Annotated in this window: 16 protein-coding genes; 11 read left to right on the top strand and 5 right to left on the bottom strand. The window is 66.8% G+C overall.

Translation table 11 applies throughout. The annotated features are described in order from the left end of the window. Positions 1-57 precede the first annotated feature (57 nt). From ACSQ3O_RS25135 to ACSQ3O_RS25095, 9 genes are all read left to right on the top strand, one after another. A complete protein-coding gene (locus ACSQ3O_RS25135; RefSeq protein ID WP_137749233.1) occupies positions 58-762 on the top strand; it encodes a response regulator transcription factor in 705 nt (234 codons plus the stop codon). Continuing rightward, positions 759-2,150 (top strand): histidine kinase dimerization/phospho-acceptor domain-containing protein, encoded by a 1,392-nt coding sequence (locus ACSQ3O_RS25130; protein WP_436140839.1) that lies wholly within the window; start codon positions 759-761, stop codon positions 2,148-2,150. Before ACSQ3O_RS25135 ends, ACSQ3O_RS25130 begins: the two co-directional genes overlap by 4 nt. A gap of 79 nt (positions 2,151-2,229) precedes the next feature. Beyond that, complete coding sequence (fba, locus tag ACSQ3O_RS25125; protein ID WP_137749231.1) at positions 2,230-3,294, top strand: class II fructose-bisphosphate aldolase; 1,065 nt, start codon at positions 2,230-2,232, stop codon at positions 3,292-3,294. A 297-nt stretch (positions 3,295-3,591) separates the two neighbouring features. Continuing rightward, positions 3,592-4,296, top strand: a complete 705-nt coding sequence (locus tag ACSQ3O_RS25120) for a hypothetical protein (protein ID WP_298455044.1) — start codon at positions 3,592-3,594, stop codon at positions 4,294-4,296. Positions 4,297-4,358: 62 nt separating this feature from the next. After that, positions 4,359-4,898, top strand: a complete 540-nt coding sequence (locus ACSQ3O_RS25115) for a phenylacetic acid degradation protein (RefSeq protein ID WP_436140838.1) — start codon at positions 4,359-4,361, stop codon at positions 4,896-4,898. Between the two features lie 62 nt (positions 4,899-4,960). Continuing rightward, positions 4,961-6,562 carry a Re/Si-specific NAD(P)(+) transhydrogenase subunit alpha gene (locus ACSQ3O_RS25110; protein ID WP_436140837.1) on the top strand — a complete coding sequence of 534 codons (1,602 nt, stop codon included), beginning with the start codon at positions 4,961-4,963 and terminating at the stop codon, positions 6,560-6,562. Between the two features lie 34 nt (positions 6,563-6,596). Continuing rightward, complete coding sequence (pntB, locus tag ACSQ3O_RS25105; RefSeq protein ID WP_137749227.1) at positions 6,597-8,009, top strand: Re/Si-specific NAD(P)(+) transhydrogenase subunit beta; 1,413 nt, start codon at positions 6,597-6,599, stop codon at positions 8,007-8,009. Positions 8,010-8,104: 95 nt separating this feature from the next. Next, positions 8,105-9,784: a long-chain-fatty-acid--CoA ligase gene (locus ACSQ3O_RS25100; RefSeq protein WP_137749226.1), complete on the top strand. Its 1,680-nt coding sequence runs from the start codon at positions 8,105-8,107 to the stop codon at positions 9,782-9,784. A 127-nt stretch (positions 9,785-9,911) separates the two neighbouring features. Then, complete coding sequence (locus ACSQ3O_RS25095; protein ID WP_436140836.1) at positions 9,912-10,667, top strand: 5'-methylthioadenosine/adenosylhomocysteine nucleosidase; 756 nt, start codon at positions 9,912-9,914, stop codon at positions 10,665-10,667. 203 nt (positions 10,668-10,870) lie between these two features. On the opposite strand, the gene corA is transcribed toward ACSQ3O_RS25095, so the two are convergent. The 5 genes from corA to ACSQ3O_RS25070 all read right to left on the bottom strand — a co-directional run bounded on the left by corA (position 10,871) and on the right by ACSQ3O_RS25070 (position 15,131). Further along, the gene (gene corA, locus ACSQ3O_RS25090) at positions 10,871-11,860 is read right to left on the bottom strand and encodes a magnesium/cobalt transporter CorA (protein ID WP_436140835.1); all 990 of its coding nucleotides are present in this window, start codon (positions 11,858-11,860) and stop codon (positions 10,871-10,873) included. 184 nt (positions 11,861-12,044) lie between these two features. Then, on the bottom strand, positions 12,045-12,791 hold the full coding sequence (locus ACSQ3O_RS25085; RefSeq protein WP_436140834.1) for a uracil-DNA glycosylase family protein: 747 nt from the start codon (positions 12,789-12,791) through the stop codon (positions 12,045-12,047). Positions 12,792-12,849: 58 nt separating this feature from the next. Continuing rightward, positions 12,850-13,353, bottom strand: coding sequence for a ribosomal protein S18-alanine N-acetyltransferase (rimI, locus tag ACSQ3O_RS25080; protein WP_436140833.1), 504 nt, complete (start codon positions 13,351-13,353; stop codon positions 12,850-12,852). Then, on the bottom strand, positions 13,350-14,087 hold the full coding sequence (gene tsaB, locus ACSQ3O_RS25075) for a tRNA (adenosine(37)-N6)-threonylcarbamoyltransferase complex dimerization subunit type 1 TsaB (RefSeq protein WP_436140832.1): 738 nt from the start codon (positions 14,085-14,087) through the stop codon (positions 13,350-13,352). The genes rimI and tsaB overlap by 4 nt, the downstream gene beginning before the upstream one ends. A gap of 48 nt (positions 14,088-14,135) precedes the next feature. Beyond that, a complete protein-coding gene (locus ACSQ3O_RS25070) occupies positions 14,136-15,131 on the bottom strand; it encodes a DMT family transporter (protein WP_436140831.1) in 996 nt (331 codons plus the stop codon). 76 nt (positions 15,132-15,207) lie between these two features. On the opposite strand from ACSQ3O_RS25070, the gene dacB reads away from it, so the two are divergent. Together dacB and ACSQ3O_RS25060 are read left to right on the top strand one after the other, a co-directional pair. Then, the gene (gene dacB / locus ACSQ3O_RS25065) at positions 15,208-16,680 is read left to right on the top strand and encodes a D-alanyl-D-alanine carboxypeptidase/D-alanyl-D-alanine endopeptidase (protein WP_436140830.1); all 1,473 of its coding nucleotides are present in this window, start codon (positions 15,208-15,210) and stop codon (positions 16,678-16,680) included. A 53-nt stretch (positions 16,681-16,733) separates the two neighbouring features. Next, positions 16,734-17,003: a SemiSWEET transporter gene (locus tag ACSQ3O_RS25060; RefSeq protein WP_137749218.1), complete on the top strand. Its 270-nt coding sequence runs from the start codon at positions 16,734-16,736 to the stop codon at positions 17,001-17,003. The last annotated feature ends 81 nt before the right edge of the window (positions 17,004-17,084 follow it).

Here is a 17,084-nt window from a genome sequence, read left to right as displayed (position 1 = left end):
CTTAAAACAGGCGCTGCCTTGTCACGCCCCTGTCTGATGGGCTGCGACAATGCCTGCATGCGAATACTCGTGGTCGAAGACGATGCGGGCATAGCCAGTGGCCTGCGCAGCAACCTGCAGCAACGCGGCTATGCCGTGGATGTCAGTGACGGCGTTGCCAGCGCCTGGAGTGCCCTGCGCGCCGAGCGTTTTGACGCGGTGCTGCTGGACCTGGGGCTGGTGGACGGTGACGGCAGCGAACTGCTCAGGCGCCTGCGCCTGAGCCCGCCCGCCACCGGGGCTGCGTCGGCCGCCTTGCCGGACCCCGCCACGCCCGTGCTGATCGTCACGGCGCGCGACCAGGTGCACCAGCGCATCGCGGGGCTGGACCAGGGCGCCGACGACTACCTGACCAAGCCGTTTGATGTGGATGAACTGGATGCACGCCTGCGCGCGCTGTTGCGGCGCGCTGCGGGGCGGGCGTCGCCGACCATCCGCCTGGGCGACATCGAGCTGGATCCCGCGACCCGCACGGTGCGCCAGCAAGACAAACCGGTGGAAATGTCCCCGCGCGAGTTTTCGGTGCTGCTGGTGCTGCTGGAGGCGCGGGGCCGGGTGCTGTCGCGCCAGCAGATCGAGGAGCGCTTGTACAGCTGGGACGCTGCCGTGGAGAGCAATGCGGTCGAGGTCCATATCCACCACCTGCGCCGCAAGCTGGGCAGTGCCTCGATCCAGACCATGCGCGGAGTGGGCTATTTCATGCCGCAGGAAAAGCCCGCATGAATGCGCCCCATGCTTCTCGTCCCGCGTCGGGGCGCCGCCCCTCGCTCACCCGGCAGCTGTTGCTGTGGTCCCTGGGGGCGCTGGCCATCGTCTGGGGCAGCTTCGTCTTCATTGGCTACCAGACAGGGGTGCATGAGGCCGATGAGCTGACCGACGGGCACCTGGCCAGCGTGGCTGCGCTGCTGCTCAACCTGCGGGCCACCGAAGCCATGGAGGGGCCGCAGCGGACGGAGCGCACCCCCACGCCCTGGCTCAAGTCGCATGATTACCAGCAGAGCATCAGCGTGGTGCAGTGGGATGCGCAGGGGCGGCTGCTCACCCTGACCGGCTCGGTGCCCGAGCCGCCTTTCAGCGGTGCCGAAGGGTTTGCCGACCTGAGACTGGGACCTGACAAGGTGGCCTGGCGCAGCTTCTCGCAATGGGATGCCGGGCGCACCCGCAAGATCATGGTGATGCTGGAGCTGCGCGAGCGGGACGAGCTGGCGGATGACATTGCCGGACAGCTCATCGAGCCCGGTCTGTGGCTGTTGCCTGTGGTGTCCTTGGCCTTGGGGTTGGCACTGTGGCGCGGCTTGCGGCCGTTGTATGCGCTGTCGGCCGACGTGGCGGCGCTGGACCCGGCCAGCGCCCAGCGCCTGGCCTCGCGCCATGCCTGGAGCGAGTTCGAGTCGGTGGTGGCGTCAATCAACACATTGCTGGATCGCCAGCAGGTCGCCATGGTGCGCGAGCGCCGCCTGGCCAATGAGGTGGCCCACGAGCTGCGCACACCGCTGTCCTCCATCGCCCTGCAGGCCAGCGCCCTGGCGGGGGAGCTGACGGAAGAGGCCCGGGCCCAGGCGCTGGCGCGCATCGGCCAGGACGCCCTGCGCGCAGGCCATGTGCTCAACCAGTTGCTGGCCCTGGCCCGCGCCAGCCGGGCAGAGCTGCACGAAGCCAAGGCGCCCGTGGACCTGAGCGCTCTGGCGCGGTCGGTGTGCGCAGACTATGCCCAGGCGGCGTGGAAGCGGGGTGACGACCTGGCTCTGTCCGCTCCGCCCGCGCTCACCGTGCCCGGCCATGCGGTGCTGCTGGACATTGCGGTGCGCAATCTGGTGGAAAACGCGCTCAAGCACACGCCCGAAGGCACGCAGATTGCGGTCCAGTTGGGCTCTGCCGACACCGGTGGCGCATGGTTGCAGGTGTGTGACGACGGGGCACGCCAGCGAGCGGGAAGCGTTTCTGGCCGCACGGCAGCGGTACCGGTGGACAGCCTGCATCTGGGGCACGAAATCCTGCGCCGGGTGGCCGACATCCACAGCGGAGCATTCGGTCCGGCATCCGCCCCTTCGCCCTTTACCACCTGTTATCGGTTGGATTTGCCCCCTTCAGTGGTCACGCCCCCCGGTTAAAATCACGGGTTACCAAGCGGTTACCACCGCCAAGCCCGGCTTACAGCGCCTTCCCCAACCCTCAACGGACCCCACGACCATGCCCCTCGTTTCGATGCGCGAACTGCTCGACCATGCCGCAGCCAACAGCTATGGCATCCCTGCCTTCAACGTCAACAACCTGGAGCAGGTCCAGGCCGTGATGGCGGCCGCCGATGAGGTGGGTGCCCCCGTGATCCTGCAGGCCAGCGCTGGCGCACGCAAGTACGCGGGCGAGCCCTTCATCAAGCACCTGATCCAGGCGGCGGTCGAAGCCTTCCCGCACATCCCGCTGGTGATGCACCAGGACCATGGCACTTCCCCCAAGGTGTGTGCCGGTGCCATCGACCTGGGCTTTGGCTCGGTGATGATGGACGGCTCGCTGATGGAAGACGGCAAGACGCCTTCTTCCTTCGAGTACAACGTGGACGTGACCCGCAAGGTCGTGGACATGGCCCACAAGGTTGGCGTGACGGTGGAAGGTGAACTGGGTTGCCTGGGCAACCTGGAAACCGGCGAAGCGGGCGAAGAAGACGGCATTGGCGCCGAAGGCAAGCTGGACCACAGCCAGATGCTGACCGACCCTGAGGAAGCGGCCGTGTTCGTCAAGGCCACACAGCTCGACGCACTGGCGATCGCCATCGGTACCAGCCACGGCGCCTACAAGTTCAGCCGTAAGCCCACGGGCGACATCCTGGCCATCAGCCGCGTGAAGGAAATCCACAAGCGCATTCCCAACACCCACCTGGTGATGCACGGCTCCTCGTCGGTGCCGGCCGAACTGCTGGCCATCATCAACCAGTACGGTGGCAAGATGAAGGAGACCTACGGCGTGCCCGTCGAGGAAATCCAGGAAGCCATCAAGCACGGCGTGCGCAAGATCAACATCGACACCGACATCCGTCTGGCCATGACCGGCGCGGTGCGCAAGTTCCTGGCCGAGAACCCCGACAAGTTCGACGCACGCGAGTGGCTCAAGCCCGCCCGCGAAGCCGCCAAGCAGGTCTGCAAGGCCCGTTACCTGGAGTTCGGCTGCGAAGGCCAGGGCGCCAAGATCAAGGGCCACAGCCTGCAGGTGGTGGCCGCCCAGTACGCCTCGGGTGCGCTGGCACAAGTGGTGAACTGATCTCTTCTGGCACCAGGCCCCGCAGGGCCGCACAGCACAGCCTGGCCGCGTTTGCGGCCGGGCTTTTTTTGGGCCGGGCGCAGCACTGGCTGGGGAGTTCCCTCTACATCAGACAAAGGCGACAGCGATAAGAAATTCTTCATGTAAGCTCGCGGTCAGCTTTTTCGCAAGGGTATGTGTAGCGCGGCCTGGCCGTGGGGTGCGTGCCAGAAATCCCCTTCGGTTTTGCTCCGCCCGAACGGAATGGGGTGGCATGGGATGGGATGATGGAAGGCGAATCCGCATGAACCTTTTTCTATGACTCTGATGATTTCGAAGTTCCGGTATCTGTTGCCCTGCGCTCTGGCTGTCCTGGTGGCTGGATGTGCGCCGTTGACTGTTCCGCCCAAGGCGGAATACCCCGTGGGCCGTGCGCGCCTCGTGCTGCCGCCGGGGGCCTGGCAAGACCTGGGCTCCACCGACGAAGCCCGTGCCACGCTGCAGACACGGGCTGTGGGCCTGAGCGGTGCGCAGGGGGAATGGCTGGCCGTGTTGCGCGTGCAGACCAACCGCACCGGCGATCTGGCCGGGTTTCCGATCGGGCCCGGTGACTGTCCGCACCAGCAGAATGTGACGGTGGTGGATGCAGCGGCTGGCAGCCCGGTGCGTGCAGACTGCCTGCGCCTCAAGAACTGGGGCAGCAGCGCCCAGTGGCTGGAAAAGAACCGCCCCGACCTGGCCCAATGGCTGGGTGGTCGCCAGATCGTGCTGAAGCAGCCGTATTCGTACCTGAGCTACCGCTACGCCACCCCCACCGGCGCCTGGGTGGTGGTGGATGCGCTCGTGGACCAGCGGCTGCTGAGCACCCGGCCCCGCAACAACGAAGAGTTCCTGGTCGCGGGGCGGCCCGCCCAGCAATGGGGCCAGGACCTGGCCCAGGCTGCACGCCTGAGTGTCAGCATGATGGACGGCTACCTGGCCGTGCCGCCGTTCCCGTTTGCCGAAGCCGCATCCAAAAAATAAGCGGCGCAAACAGACAGCCGAACAACAAGACAGCAAGACAACACGAGAGAGGGAGATTCACCATGGGCGTGATCCTGCAGATCCTGGGGCTCATCATCACCTTCACGATGGCGATGGAGGCCCTGCGCCGCTTTGGCATCGATGTGGGCTGGCTCAATCCGCTGGCCTTTTTCCGCCGCCGTGCCTGGGCCAAGAAAGTTGAAACGCCGCCCTTGTACGCGCTGGAGCACCCGGTGGACGTGGTGGCGGTGATGGCATTGGCCATGGTGCAGGCGACGGGCGCCGTGACCGTGGAGCAGAAAGAAGGCGTGCTGGCCCTGCTGCGCCAGCACCTGGGCCTGGGGGATGCCGATGCGAACAACCTCTGGGTGGCCAGCTCTCACATGCTGCGCAACCGCGCGCTGGCGCCCACCGAAGTGCCTGCTGTGCTGGAGCGCTGCATCGAAAAGTTCACCGATTACCACGTGCAGACCCTGCGCTCCGTGATGCAGGGCGCAGCGCAGATCGTGCCCCCCGCCAGCGCTGCGCAGCAGCAGCTCCTGGAGGCCGTGGACGCCTGCTTTGCCAAGAAGCAGGCCGCTGCGCGCCCCTGGGCGGGCTGACGCAGCGGCAGGCGCACTGGCCTCTGGCACACAACGATTCCATAACTTCGAGGAGACCTCCCATGCAGACCAGCCCCGTCCCGCAGCCTCAGCGCATAGGCATCCCCAGGGAAACCTTCCCCGACGAAAAGCGTGTGGCCACCGTGCCCGATGTGGTCGAAAAACTGGTCAAGCTGGGCTTCACGGTCGCCGTGGAGTCGGGGGCCGGGGAGGCCGCCAACTTCAGCGATGACGCCTACCGCGCCGCCGGGGCAGAGGTGGTGGACGGTGCTGCGGCGCTGTGGGCCGGGTCGGACATCGTCTTCAAGGTGCGCCCGCCCAGCAGCGACGAAGTGGCGCTGATGCGCGAGGGCACCACCCTTATCGACTTCATCTGGCCTGCCCAGAACCCCGATCTGATGCAGCAGCTGGCCGCCAAGAAGGCCACCGTGCTCGCCATCGACTGCCTGCCGCGCACCCTGTCGCGCGCCCAGAAGATGGATGCGCTCACGTCCACCGCTGGTGTCAGCGGTTACCGAGCCGTGATCGAGGCTGCCAACGCCTTCGGCCGTTTCTTCAACGGCCAGATCACGGCCGCAGGCAAGGTGCCACCGGCCAAGGTGTTCATCGCTGGCGCTGGCGTGGCAGGCCTCGCGGCCATTGGCACGGCAGCCAATCTGGGCGCCATCGTGCGCGCCAACGACACGCGCGCCGAAGTGGCCGACCAAGTCAAATCGCTGGGTGGCGAATTCGTAAAGGTGGACTATGAAGAAGAAGGCTCGGGCGGTGGCGGCTACGCCAAGGTCATGAGCGAAGGCTTCCAGGCCGCGCAGCGCAAGATGTATGCGGAGCAGGCCAAAGATGCCGACATCATCATCACCACCGCGCTGATCCCGGGCAAGCCTGCGCCCAAGCTCATCACCGCCGAGATGGTGCAGAGCATGAAGCCCGGCAGCGTGATCGTGGACATGGCCGCCGAGCAAGGCGGCAACTGCGAGCTGACCGTGCCCGGCGAGGCCGTGGTGCGCCATGGCGTGACCATCGTCGGCTACACCGATCTGGCCTCGCGCCTGGCCAAGCAATCGTCCACGCTGTACGCCACCAACCTGCTGCGCCTGACCGAAGAGCTGTGCAAGGCCAAGGACGGTATCGCTGTGGTCAACATGGAGGACGATGCGATCCGTGGCCTCACCGTGGTCAAGGATGGCGCCATCACCTGGCCCGCACCGCCACTCAAGCAGGCTCCACCGCCCGCTCCCAAGGCAGCAGCGGCACCCGTGGCCGCCAAGAAATCCAGCCATGGCCCGGGTGAACCCATGTCCGCCAAGGCGCTGACCATCGTGTTTGCCGTGCTGGCCGTGCTGTTCTGGGCCATCGGTGCCTACGCGCCGGTGGCCTTCCTGGGGCACTTCACGGTGTTTGTGCTCGCCTGCTTTATCGGCTACATGGTGGTGTGGAACGTCACGCCAGCGCTGCACACGCCGCTGATGAGCGTGACCAACGCCATCTCCAGCATCATCGCCATCGGTGCGCTGGTACAGATCGCGCCGCCCGACGCGGGTGTGAACGGCCGACCTGACAGCCTCATCCTGTGGCTGGCGTTTGCGGCTCTGGTGCTCACGGCCATCAACATGTTCGGCGGCTTCGCGGTCACGCGCCGCATGCTCGCCATGTTCCGCAAATAAGACACAACGACAAGAACAACGAGGAGCACAGAACATGTCCCAAAGTCTCGCCACCGTCGCCTACCTGGGCGCGGCCATTTTGTTCATCCTGAGCCTGGGCGGGCTCTCCAACCCCGAAACCTCGCGCCGGGGCAACCTGTTTGGCATGGTTGGCATGGCGCTGGCCGTGCTGGCCACCGTGTTTGGTCCGCGCGTCAGCCCTTCGGGCATGGCCTGGATCGTTGGCGCGCTGGTGGTTGGCGGCGGCATTGGCCTGTATGCGGCCAAGGTCGTGAAGATGACCCAGATGCCCGAGCTGGTCGCGCTCATGCACAGCCTGGTGGGCCTGGCGGCCTGCCTGGTGGGTTTTGCCAGCTACGTCGATACCTCCATCCAGCTGCAGGGCGCCGAAAAGATCATCCACGAAGTGGAGATTTATGTGGGCATCCTGATCGGCGCCGTCACGTTCAGCGGCTCGCTGATCGCTTTCGGCAAGCTCAACGGCAAGATCGGCGGCAAGCCGCTGTTGCTGCCCGGCCGCCACTGGCTCAATCTGGCGGCGCTGCTGGTGGTGATCTGGTTCGGCCGTGAATTCCTGCGCGCCGAAACAGTGGAGCAAGGCATGGTGCCGCTGATGGTGATGACGGCGATTGCGCTGCTGTTCGGCGTCCACATGGTGATGGCCATCGGCGGCGCCGACATGCCGGTGGTGGTGTCCATGCTCAACAGCTACTCGGGCTGGGCCGCCGCTGCCACGGGCTTCATGCTCAGCAACGACCTGCTCATCGTGACCGGTGCGCTCGTGGGCTCTTCGGGCGCCATCCTGAGCTACATCATGTGCAATGCCATGAACCGCAACTTCATCAGCGTGATCGCGGGTGGTTTCGGCTCGGGGGCTGGCACACCGGCCAAGAAGGGCGAGGCCGCCGAACCCCAGGGCGAGGCCGTGCCTGTCAGCTCTGCCGAGACGGCCGAGCTGCTGCGCGAGGCCAAGAGCGTCATCATCGTGCCCGGCTACGGCATGGCCGTGGCCCAGGCGCAGCACACGGTCAACGAAATCACCCAGACCCTGCGCGAGAAGGGCGTCCAAGTGCGTTTTGGCATCCATCCGGTGGCCGGTCGCATGCCTGGCCACATGAACGTGCTGCTGGCCGAGGCCAAGGTGCCCTACGACATCGTGATGGAGATGGACGAGATCAACGAGGACTTTCCGGACACCGACGTGGCCATGGTCATCGGCGCCAACGACATCGTGAACCCCAGCGCGCTGGACGACCCCACCAGCCCCATTGCGGGCATGCCGGTGCTCGAAGTGTGGAAGGCCAAGACCTCGATCGTGATGAAGCGCTCCATGGCCTCGGGGTATGCGGGCGTGGACAACCCTCTGTTCTACAAGGACAACAACCGCATGCTCTTCGGCGATGCCAAGAAAATGCTTGACGAAGTGCTCGCCGCGCTCAAGGGCTGACGGGCATAATTCGTCTGTGAAAAAAGCACGACCGTGCTGAAAATGGCGGCACGGTCCATTCACCGCCACTAAAAATTTACCAGGAGACAAAACACATGACCGACCGCCCATGGCTGGCCGCCTATCCGCAAGGGGTACCTGCCGACATTGACACCTCGCAGTACACCTCCCTTGTCGCCCTCATGGACGAGGCGTTCAAGAAGTACGCTGGCCGCGTGGCCTACAGCTTCATGGGCAAGGACGTGACCTATGCCCAGACCGACTCGCTCTCCAGCGCGTTTGCGGCCTACCTGCAGAGCCTGGGCCTGGTCAAGGGCGACCGCGTGGCGATCATGATGCCCAACGTGCCGCAGTACCCCGTTGCCGTGGCCGCCGTGCTGCGCGCGGGGTTTGTGGTGGTCAATGTGAACCCGCTGTACACCCCGCGCGAGCTGGAGCACCAGCTGAAGGACTCGGGCGCCAAGGCCATCGTCATCATCGAGAACTTCGCCGCCACGCTGGAGCAATGCATTGCGCACACGCCCGTCAAGCATGTGGTGCTGTGCGCCATGGGTGACCAGTTGGGCCTGCTCAAGGGCACGCTGGTTAACTACGTGGTGCGCAACGTCAAGAAGATGGTGCCCGCCTACAACCTGCCAGGGGCCGTGCGCTTCAACCAGGCCGTGGCCCAAGGCACGCGCAGCACGCTCAAGAAGCCCGACATCAAGCCCGATGACATCGCACTGCTGCAGTACACCGGCGGCACCACGGGCGTGAGCAAGGGGGCGGTGCTGCTGCATCGCAACATCCTCGCCAACGTGCTGCAGTCCGAGGCCTGGAATTCGCCCGTGATGAGCAAGGTGCCTGCGGGCGAACAGCCCACGGCCGTGTGCGCGCTGCCGCTGTACCACATCTTCGCGTTCACCGTGAACATGATGCTGTCCATGCGCACCGGCGGCAAGACCATCCTGATCCCCAACCCGCGCGACCTGCCTGCGGTGCTCAAGGAGCTGTCCAAGCACACCTTCCACAGCTTCCCCGCCGTCAACACGCTGTTCAACGGCCTTGCCAACCACCCCGACTTCAATACCGTCAACTGGAAGAACCTCAAGGTGTCGGTGGGTGGTGGCATGGCCGTGCAGGGTGCGGTGGCCAAGCTCTGGCTCGAAAAGACTGGCTGCCCGATCTGCGAAGGCTATGGCCTGTCCGAAACCAGCCCCTCGACCAGCTGCAACCCCGTGACGGCCACCGAGTACACCGGCACCATCGGCGTGCCGTTGCCCAGCACCTCCATGAAGCTGTTGGACGATGAGGGCCGCGAGGTCACCACGCTGGGCGAGCCGGGCGAAATCGCCATCAAGGGTCCGCAGGTCATGGCGGGCTACTGGCAGCGCCCCGACGAAACCGCCAAGGTCATGACCGACGACGGCTACTTCAAGTCCGGCGACATCGGCATCATGGATGCGCGCGGCTTCTTCAAGATCGTGGACCGCAAGAAAGACATGGTGCTGGTCAGCGGCTTCAACGTGTACCCCAACGAGGTCGAGGAAGTCGTGGCCAACTGCCCCGGCGTGCTCGAATGTGCCGTGGTGGGTGTGCCCGACGAGAAGACTGGCGAGGCCGTCAAGCTCGTGATCGTGAAGAAGGACCCGGCGCTCACCGAGGCGCAGGTCAAGGAGTTCTGCCGCCACGAACTCACGGGCTACAAGCAACCCAAGGTGATCGAGTTCCGCACCGAGCTGCCCAAGACCCCCGTGGGCAAGATCCTGCGCCGCGAGCTGCGCGACAAGAAATAACGGGCCTGGTGGCGCGCAGGGTTTTGCGCGCCACAATCCCCGGGCGGCTTCGGCCGCCTTTTTTCATGGCCGCGCCGCAAGGGGCGGTGGCTGCACGCCGTTGCCCCCTGATCCGAAAGGTTGTTGTATGAGTACCGCCATCCTGAGCGCACTGACCGAAGAGCAAAGCTCCCTGGTTGGGCGCCTTGCCCACCCGCAGCGAGTGACGCACGCGGGCCGCGCCTTCTGGCGGGGCGAGCTGGACGACCGGCCGGTGGTGCTGGCGCTGTCGGGCATTGGCAAGGTGGCCGCTGCCACCACGGCCACGGCGCTGATCGAGCATTTTGGCGTGGCGCGCATCGTGTTCACCGGGGTGGCCGGGGGCCTGGGGGGGGGGGTGAACGTGGGCGATGTGGTGGTGGCGCAGGACTACATCCAGCACGACATGGACGCCTCGCCCCTGTTCCCGCGCTGGGAGCTGCCGGGCTATGCCCGCAGCCGCCTGCCCTGCGATCCGGCACTGACTGCTCTGCTTTTGGAAGCGGCAAACGCTTGTGTGGCAGGCGCAAGCAGCCAGTTTGGGCTGAAATCAGCGCCCGGGCAACGTGCACACCAAGTGCACCACGGCCTGGTGGCCAGCGGCGACCGCTTTGTCTCCACCGCCGCCGAATCCACCCAGCTGCGCGTCGCACTGGAGAGTGCCGGGCACGATGTGCTGGCCGTGGAAATGGAAGGCGCCGCCGTGGCCCAGGTCTGCCAGGACTACGGCCTGCCCTTCGCCGCCGTGCGCACCATCTCCGACCGCGCCGACGACACCGCCCACGGGGACTTCGCCCTGTTCGTGCAGACCGTGGCCAGTCGCTATGCCGAGCACATGGTGCTGGCGCTGCTGCAAAAGCTATAAATTTGATAGCTAAAAGGGAAATGTGGGCGCGCGGAGAAGCCGATTTTTGCTCAAATTTTTCAGTTCAAAAGCTACCTGAAGCGCCTGCCGTAGCGGGGCGATGCCAAGGGCGTGCCCCACGCCAGCGCCACCGCGGCACCGGCTCCGCCGGGCCGCTGGAGGCGTCTCCCCTTGGGGGGGAGGGCGCACAGCGCCACAGGGGGCTACTTCAACCAGCCGCGCTTGCGGAAGTACCACATAGGTCCGAGCGCACTCGCAAGCATCAGCCCGATCACATACGGATAAGCAGCCGGCCCCAGCAGCTCCAGCTCCGGGAACTTCATGTTCATGCCATACACGCTGGCGATCAGCGTCGGGGGTAGCAGCGCCACACTGGCCACCGAGAAGATCTTGATGATCTTGTTCTGGTTGATGTTGATGAAGCCGACCGTGGCGTCCATCAAGAAGTTGATCTTGTCGAACAGGAAGGCCGTGTGGTTGTCCAGCGACTCGATGTCGCGCAGGATCTGGCGGGCTTCCTCGAACTGCTCGGCATTGAGCATCTTCGAGCGCATCATGAAGCTCACCGCGCGGCGCGTGTCCATCACGTTGCGGCGGATGCGGCCGTTCAAGTCTTCCTGGCGGGCAATGGCGCCCAGCACCTCGCCAGCAAGGGCGTCGGTCACGTCGCCGGCCAGCACCTGCTTGCTCACCTTTTCGAGCTCGTCGTAGATGTTTTCGAGCGTGTCGGCCGAATACTCGGCGTCGGCATCGAAGAGCTTGAGCAGCACTTCCTTGGCATCCTCGATGAGCCCGGGAGCGCGGCGCGCGCGCATGCGCAGCAGGCGGAACACCGGCACGTCTTCGTCGTGGATGGAAAACAGCACGCCCCGGCTCTTGAGGTTGGCGTTGTGCTGGTTCAGGATGAAGGCCACACGCACCGAGCGGGGGTCTTCATCGTCATCAATCAAGAAGTCGCTGCGGATGTGCAGCTCGCCGTTGTCTTCTTCGTAGAAGCGGGCGGATTCCTCGATGTCCTCGTCCATCGCATCCTCGGGGATGGACAGGCCATAGTGCTGCTTGATCCAGCGTTTTTCTTCGAGCGTGGGGGCTTCCAGGTCCACCCAGATCGGCTGGAACTTGGTCAGCTCTTCCAGGGACTCGATTTCTTCCTGGAACAGCCGGCCATTGGCGAGCGTAAAGATGTTGAGCATGGGCTCACTCCCTTGTTGTGTGGCATCTGCGGTGGGGGTTGTGGGGTGCTTTCAGCCCCACGGCAGGCCGGGGAGCGGAAAGCTACCAACTCGGGTAGGTTTCCAAGGAGCTGTCTCCGTTAAAAAATGGGCAAGTCGCGGATTATGGCACCGGGAGGGCGCCGGGCGGCTGCGCAGAGCGGGATCACAGAGCGCAAGCGCCACGCACCAGCGCCAGGGCGTGGCACAGGTCCGCCCAGGCGGCGGCCTTGGTGTCCTGCGAGCGCAGCAAAAAGGCCGGGTCGTAGGTCACAACTGCAGGGCAGCCCGCCAGCTGGTGCGGGCCCGCGCGCAGGCGGCCCAGCGGCTCGGTGCGGCCCAGCGCCGCGCGGGCAGCCACATGGCCCAGCACCAGCACCATGGCGGGTTGCAGTGTGGCGACGGCATCGGCCAGGGTGGTGGGGATGTGGGGGCTGGCTTCAGCGCCGGGGGCAGAACGCTCCAGCGCCGCGAAATAAACACGCGGGTGCTTGTGCAGCTGCATGGCGCGCAGCATGTTGTCCAGCAGGCGCCCCGCGTCTCCGCCCAGCGGGTCGGCAGGTGTCAGGCTTTCGGCCACGATCAGCCAGCCACGGCCCAGGCTGCTGGGTGTCTGTGCCGGGTCGCCCGAAGGGTAGAGTGCCTGGGGCGTGTGCAGTTGCAGTGCTGTGGTGGAGCCCCCTGCTGGCGGGGGCACCGGGGCGGCACTGGGGGGCGGCGTGCGCAGAGGGGCAACAACAGGGGGCTCTGCGCTGCGAGGTGGCACGGCCATGGCCACGGGCGCTTGGACCGCCACAGCGCTGGTGGCCGGGGCGGGTGGGGTGATCGGAGCCGCTGCCGGTGGCGGCCCCCATACGGTGACCCCCATTTCTTGCAGCATGGCGCGTTGTCGCGCATCGAGGTGAAGGCTCATACAGGCAGGCAGTCGGTGGGTTCTTGGCAGGCGGGGGCAAGTGGGGCGCAGGTGGGGTTTATAGCCCCAGGCTCATGACCACCGCGTCTTCGCGCTGGCCCTGGTCGGCCGGGTAGTAGCGTTTGCGGTCACCCACGCGGCGAAAGCCGTGGGCCTGGTAGATGGCCTGGGCGCGCAGGTTGCTCGCGCGCACCTCCAGCCACAGCCACTGCGCGCCGCGCCCGCGCGACCACAGGGCCAGTGCGTCGAGCAGCACACGCGCCCAGCCCTGGCGCTGGAACTCAGGGGTGACGGTGATGTTGAGCAGGTGGACCTCGTCCACGCCCATCATCGCCACGAAGTAGCCCAGCAGGTGGTCGCCCGCCATCAGCACCTGGGCCTGGTAGCCCGATGCCAGGGCGTCGGTGAAGTTGCCGCGCGTCCAGGGGTGCGAGTAGGCGCGCTGCTCCACCGCCAGCACGGCGTCGAGCCGGGCCAGTGTGAGCGCTTCAAAACGCGCCTCGGGGCGGGCCGAGGCCGTGTCGTCTGCGGCGGTGGAAGAAGAGGTGGGCAAGGCGCTCATGGGGTGCTCGGGGGCGTGGCCATGGCCTGGGCGGCGCGCAGGGCGGCCCGCTCGGCGGTGGTTTGCGCCACTTTATCGCGGATGTAGCGCGGCAGCGCGTCGCTGGCGGGCACGGCTGCACCTGCCGCGATTAGGGCGGGCGCCAGGCGCAGCAGGGCGGCGGCTGTGGGCAGGGCGGTGACATGGCGGGCACCGGGCGCCAGTCTCTCGCCGTAGGGCGCCAGTGCGTTGCCGGCCACCGTCCAGTCTGCGGGCGCCTGCACGGATTCGGGCTTGCCTAAGCCAAAGTCGGCGTCGGTCACCCATGGGCCACCTGCCGCCTGCAATCCCGGCACATATCGGCAGCGCGTGTGGTAGACCTCGTCCATGCGTGCATCCAGCACGGCCACGACCTGGGTGCAGCCATGCTGCGCACGGGCTTCTTCGGCCACGGCCAGCAGGGTGTCCACGGGCAGCACGGGCACCCCCTGGCCGCCGCGTGCGCCAAAGGCCAGCCCCTGGGCCACGGCGCAGGCCGTGCGCAGGCCGGTGAACGAGCCGGGGCCACGCCCGAAGGCGATGGCATCCAGCGTGTCGAACGACAGGCCCGCCTGCGCTATCAGGGCACGCACGGTGGGGATCAGTGTGGCCGACGCCTGCGCGCCACCCGGCCCCTGGTGCTGCCAGACGCCATCGCCGTGCTGTACGGCAATGGAGAGGGTGTCGGTGCTGGTGTCGAAGGCGAGCAGATTCATGGGCCGGGGAGAGTCGTTGTCAGGGGTGTGTGCAGGGTGCAGCCGGGGTCAGTGCGCGGCGCGGCGCGTGGCCGCAGCGGCCGTGGCTGTGTTCGCCTGGCTTGTGCGCAGCACCCCCACAAGGATACCGGCGGTCACCAGCAGCAATCCGGCGATGAGGTTCCAGTGCATCGGCTCGTCCAGAAACAGCACCGCCCCGATGGCCGACAGCCCGGGCACCAGTGCCGTGATCATGGTGGAGCGCACGGGGCCAAAGTGCTGGATCATGCGCGTGAAGGCAATGCCCGAAACCACCACCGAGCCCCCGCCCTGGAACAGCATCTGGAAGGCGATTTCGCTCCAGGGCGCCTGCGCCAGATGGCTGGTAACGGCCCCCAGCCCGGCCAGCAGGGCATAGGCGGGCACATACACCAGGCAGGCAAAGGCCGTGATGGCCATGGTGGCCTGCACCGCGTCCACTGCATGGCGCCGCGCCAGCACGCTGTAGGTGGCCCAGCACGACGCGGCAAGCATGAACAAGAGGTCGCCCTTCCAGACATCGCCGCCCGAAAAAGCGGCCAGCAGGCTGCGCCCGCCCACCAGCAGGTCGCCCGCCACGATCAGCGCCAGCCCTGCCGCGCGCTGCGGGGTGATGTAGTCGCGCAGCAGCCAGGCGGCCAGCAGCGCCGTCCACAGCGGCAGGCTGCCGGGCATGAGCACCGACGCATGGGTGGCCGGTGCGTGGAAGAACCCCGCATAGGCCAGCAGTGCATAGAGCAGGCCACCAAACAGGCCCAGCAAGGCGGTGGTGCGCAGGGGCAGGGGCGAGAGGCCCGCCAGGCTGGAGGGCGGGGCTGACGTGCCCACAGCCTGCACGCGCCGCCGCACCATCCACCAGCCCCAGGGCAGCAGCACCAGGCTGGCGCCGGCGATGCGCAGCAGGGTAATGTCCAACGGCGTGAGCGTGCGCTGGGCCGAGGCGCGGGCAATGACGATGAAGCCCGTCCAGATGGTGACCGTCACAACGGCCGCCAGAAAGCCCATGGCACGAGGAGAGAGACGCATCCTGGGATTATCGGCGGCCGCCGCCCGTGGTGCTGGCGCATGGGGGTGGACCGGTGCCGGGCGATAGACTCCCGCCATGCTGTCTGTTTCTGTTGTTTGGCGCCGCGCTGCGCCGCGTGCGGTGCTGTTGGGGGCCATGCTGTGGCTGGCTTTGGCGGGGAGCGCGGGTGCCCAGGCCCCTGCGCCCAGCCCCTTGCCCGCCGAGGTGGAGGCAGCCCTGGGCCGGGCCCGGCTACCGCGCGATGCGCTGTCGGTGCTGGTGGTCGAGGCGCAGGGCAGCGCGCGCACTGCGCCCCGCCTTGCGCCCCGCCTTGCGCACCGCGCGCAGGTGCCGGTCAATCCGGCATCGGTGATGAAGCTGGTGACCACTTACGCAGCACTGGAGCAGCTGGGCCCGGCCTATGTCTGGAACACCCCGGTCTATCTGCAGGGCGCGGTGCAGGACGGCAGCCTGCGCGGCAATGTCTACATCCAGGGCCTGGGCGACCCCAAGCTCGTCATGGAGCGCCTTTGGCTGCTGATGCGGCGCCTGCAGGGCCAGGGCATCCAGGTGATTGTGGGCGACATCGTGCTGGACCGTACCGCGTTCGAGGTGCCCGACCATGACCCTGCGCGGTTTGACGGCGAGCCGCTGCGCCCCTACAACGCAGCGCCCGATGCGCTGCTGCTCAACTACAAATCGTCGGTGATGACCTTTGTGCCCGATGTGGCCGCCGGGTTCGCGCGCATCCAGTACGACCCGCCCCTGGCCGGGGTGCAGCGCCAGGCCACCGTGGCCCTGGCGGCGCCAGGCACTGAGTGTGGTGACTGGCGGGGCGCCCTGCGGGCGGAATTGTCCGACCCTGCCAAGGTGAGTTTCCAGGGGGTGTACCCGGCGGCGTGCGGCGAGCGCGTGTGGCCCGTGGCCGCCGCCGACCCGCGCGGCTTTGCGGCGCGCGCGGTGGAGGGCATGTGGCGCGAACTGGGAGGCAAGCTCACGGGCACGGTGCGCGATGGCAAGGTGCCTGCGGGCCTCAAGCCTGCGTTCGTGGTCACGTCACCTGCCCTTGCCGAGGTGGTGCGCGATATCAACAAGTACAGCAACAACGTGATGGCCCAGCAGGTGTTTTTGACCCTGGCACTGCAGAAGAACGGCGTGGCGAGCTTTGACGGCGCGCGCGAGGTGCTGCGCCAGTGGTGGCTGGCCCGCGTGGGGGATGTGGAGCTGCCGCAGGTGGACAACGGCGCAGGCCTGAGCCGCGATGCGCGCCTCACGGCCCAGGCGCTGGCCCGCATGCTGCAGGTGGCCTGGGCGTCCCCGGCCATGCCCGAGCTGCTGGCCTCGCTGCCGATTGCGGGGGTGGATGGCACGCTGCGCCGCAGCCAGAGCCGGGCTGGCACGGCCCACCTCAAGACGGGCAGCCTGCGCGATGTGATGGCGGTGGCGGGCTATGTGCACGCTGCCAGCGGGCGCCGCTATGTGCTGGTGGCGGTGGTCAACCACGCCAACGCCGGAGCCGCGCGGCCCGTGTTCGACAGCCTGATCGAATGGACCGCACGCGACCAGTGAAGTGGGGGGATTGCAGGAATAATCGGCGCAGCCCCTCTGCCGCCCCGTCCACCATGCCCCTCCACGAACTCATCGGCTACCTGGCCGCCGCCCTCACCACCTGCAGCTTCGTGCCCCAGGCGCTGCACACCTTCCGCACGCGCGATGTGAGCGGGATCTCCTTGGGCATGTACAGCGTGTTCACGGCAGGGGTGGCGCTGTGGCTGGTCTACGGGTTGTCGCTGGCGGCCTGGCCGATTGTGGTGGCCAACGCCATCACGCTGGCGCTGGCCGGGACGATTCTGGGCATGAAGGTGCGTTACGGCATGCGGGGCTCCCGCTGATGGGGCGTGGTGGGCCCATGCCTGTCGCCTAGGCGTCTTGGGCCCCTGTTTCACGCGTTATCCCCTATGGATGCTGCAGCG

The sequence above is a fragment of the Acidovorax sp. LjRoot74 genome (assembly GCF_964254355.1).
In the GTDB taxonomy this organism is placed as follows: domain Bacteria; phylum Pseudomonadota; class Gammaproteobacteria; order Burkholderiales; family Burkholderiaceae_C; genus Acidovorax.
This window is presented reverse-complemented; position numbering and strand designations above follow the sequence as displayed.

What these genes read in the sequence shown, in the direction of transcription:
- rimI (WP_436140833.1), bottom strand. Translation starts at nt 13,353, where the DNA reads ATGAGCGCCTTGCCCACCTCTTCTTCCACCGCCGCAGACGACACGGCC.
- ACSQ3O_RS25115 (WP_436140838.1), top strand. Translation starts at nt 4,359, where the DNA reads ATGGGCGTGATCCTGCAGATCCTGGGGCTCATCATCACCTTCACGATG.
- ACSQ3O_RS25060 (WP_137749218.1), top strand. Translation starts at nt 16,734, where the DNA reads ATGCCCCTCCACGAACTCATCGGCTACCTGGCCGCCGCCCTCACCACC.
- ACSQ3O_RS25110 (WP_436140837.1), top strand. Translation starts at nt 4,961, where the DNA reads ATGCAGACCAGCCCCGTCCCGCAGCCTCAGCGCATAGGCATCCCCAGG.
- tsaB (WP_436140832.1), bottom strand. Translation starts at nt 14,087, where the DNA reads ATGAATCTGCTCGCCTTCGACACCAGCACCGACACCCTCTCCATTGCC.
- dacB (WP_436140830.1), top strand. Translation starts at nt 15,208, where the DNA reads ATGCTGTCTGTTTCTGTTGTTTGGCGCCGCGCTGCGCCGCGTGCGGTG.
- ACSQ3O_RS25130 (WP_436140839.1), top strand. Translation starts at nt 759, where the DNA reads ATGAATGCGCCCCATGCTTCTCGTCCCGCGTCGGGGCGCCGCCCCTCG.
- ACSQ3O_RS25135 (WP_137749233.1), top strand. Translation starts at nt 58, where the DNA reads ATGCGAATACTCGTGGTCGAAGACGATGCGGGCATAGCCAGTGGCCTG.
- ACSQ3O_RS25070 (WP_436140831.1), bottom strand. Translation starts at nt 15,131, where the DNA reads ATGCGTCTCTCTCCTCGTGCCATGGGCTTTCTGGCGGCCGTTGTGACG.
- ACSQ3O_RS25100 (WP_137749226.1), top strand. Translation starts at nt 8,105, where the DNA reads ATGACCGACCGCCCATGGCTGGCCGCCTATCCGCAAGGGGTACCTGCC.
- ACSQ3O_RS25095 (WP_436140836.1), top strand. Translation starts at nt 9,912, where the DNA reads ATGAGTACCGCCATCCTGAGCGCACTGACCGAAGAGCAAAGCTCCCTG.
- pntB (WP_137749227.1), top strand. Translation starts at nt 6,597, where the DNA reads ATGTCCCAAAGTCTCGCCACCGTCGCCTACCTGGGCGCGGCCATTTTG.
- ACSQ3O_RS25085 (WP_436140834.1), bottom strand. Translation starts at nt 12,791, where the DNA reads ATGAGCCTTCACCTCGATGCGCGACAACGCGCCATGCTGCAAGAAATG.
- ACSQ3O_RS25120 (WP_298455044.1), top strand. Translation starts at nt 3,592, where the DNA reads ATGACTCTGATGATTTCGAAGTTCCGGTATCTGTTGCCCTGCGCTCTG.
- fba (WP_137749231.1), top strand. Translation starts at nt 2,230, where the DNA reads ATGCCCCTCGTTTCGATGCGCGAACTGCTCGACCATGCCGCAGCCAAC.
- corA (WP_436140835.1), bottom strand. Translation starts at nt 11,860, where the DNA reads ATGCTCAACATCTTTACGCTCGCCAATGGCCGGCTGTTCCAGGAAGAA.